Source organism: Mesorhizobium muleiense, from assembly GCF_900099905.1.
Taxonomy (GTDB): domain Bacteria; phylum Pseudomonadota; class Alphaproteobacteria; order Rhizobiales; family Rhizobiaceae; genus Mesorhizobium; species Mesorhizobium muleiense.
This window is the reverse complement of sequence record NZ_FNEE01000059.1, coordinates 1-1,330: the sequence shown is the minus strand read 5'-3', so window position 1 is coordinate 1,330 and position 1,330 is coordinate 1. Positions and strand designations below refer to the sequence as shown.

At 65.9% G+C, this 1,330-nt stretch carries 1 protein-coding gene; it reads left to right on the top strand.

All coding sequences use genetic code 11. The features are described from left to right. Positions 1-79: 79 nt before the first annotated feature. Entirely contained in the window at positions 80-1,285 is a 1,206-nt protein-coding gene (locus BLT09_RS33340; protein WP_091600671.1) for an integrase core domain-containing protein, read from the top strand. The last annotated feature ends 45 nt before the right edge of the window (positions 1,286-1,330 follow it).

Genomic DNA, 1,330 nt, shown 5'->3' with positions numbered 1-1,330 from the left:
TGTCCGAACCGGATAGATAGGTAACAGAATGGACTGATTGCATGGGTGACAGTTTTCTCCTTCGCCGGGAGGACCGGCGATGGTTTGGCGAGAGACTGACATCATGGATGAACGACTTCGGTTTGTTGTGGAGTGCCTGGCGGGTGATGAGACGATGACGCAGCTGTGTGCTGACTTCGGGGTGTCGCGCAAGATCGGCTACAAATGGCTGGGACGGTACCGGGAGTTCGGCCCGGAAGGTCTGCATGACCGGCCGCGGGCGCCGCTCAATCATGGCCGGGCGACGGCAGTGGATCTGGTGGAGCGGATCGTTGCGGCGAAGGAGGCACACCCGCTGTGGGGGCCGAAGAAGATCATGGCGCGGCTCGAGCGTAGCGCGCCCGAGTTGGCCTGGCCGTCGGCCTCGACGGCTGGCGCGATCCTTGAGCGGCATGGGCTTGTCGGTCGGCGGCGCGCCCGCTGGAAGGCGGCGGGCAACGGACCATGGCCGCCAGCCGAGGAGCCGAACGCGGTGTGGACGGGCGACCACAAGGGCTGGTTCCGCACCCGTGACGGGTGGCGCTGCGAACCGTTGACGGTGATGGATGCGTCGTGCCGCTACCTTTTGGCGCTCGAAGCGACGGGCTCGACGGCGGATGAGGAAACCTGGCCGGTGTTCGAACGGCTGTTTTGGGAACATGGCCTGCCGGATCGGTTCAGAAGCGACAATGGCTCGCCTTTCGCCTCGGCCGGCGTCACCGGGCTGACGCCGCTGTCGGTGCGCTTCATCAAGCTCGGTATCACGCTGGAGCGGATCGCGCCGGGCAAGCCGCAGCAGAACGGCCGCCACGAGCGCTTCCACCTGACCATGCTGCCGCTGGCCAAGGCGCCAGAGGCCGACAGAACCGCCCAGGGCCAGGCTTTTGAGGCCTTCCGGCGCAACTACAATGAGGAGCGTCCGCATGAGGCGCTGGCCATGGACACCCCGGCGCAGCATTACCGCCCGTCGTCGCGCGCCATGCCCGCGACACCGCCCGAGCCCGACTATCCGGCCGAGGCGGCAGTGCGCAGCGTGCGCCACAATGGCGAGATCAGGTGGAACGGCGGCTTCGTCTACGTTTCCAAGACGCTGGCCGGCGAAGCGGTCGCCGCCACCGAAACCGAGGAGGATGGCCAATGGGCGCTCAACTTCCATGCCCACCCGCTCGGGATCCTCGACACGAGGCGCATGAAGCTTGTCCGCCGCAGCGCCGCGCCAACCAAACCGCTTGGCGCTGCGGCGGACACGACAGGGGGAAAACTGTAACCCATGTATCCGGTTCAAAGTGTTACCCATCTATCAACTGGACAC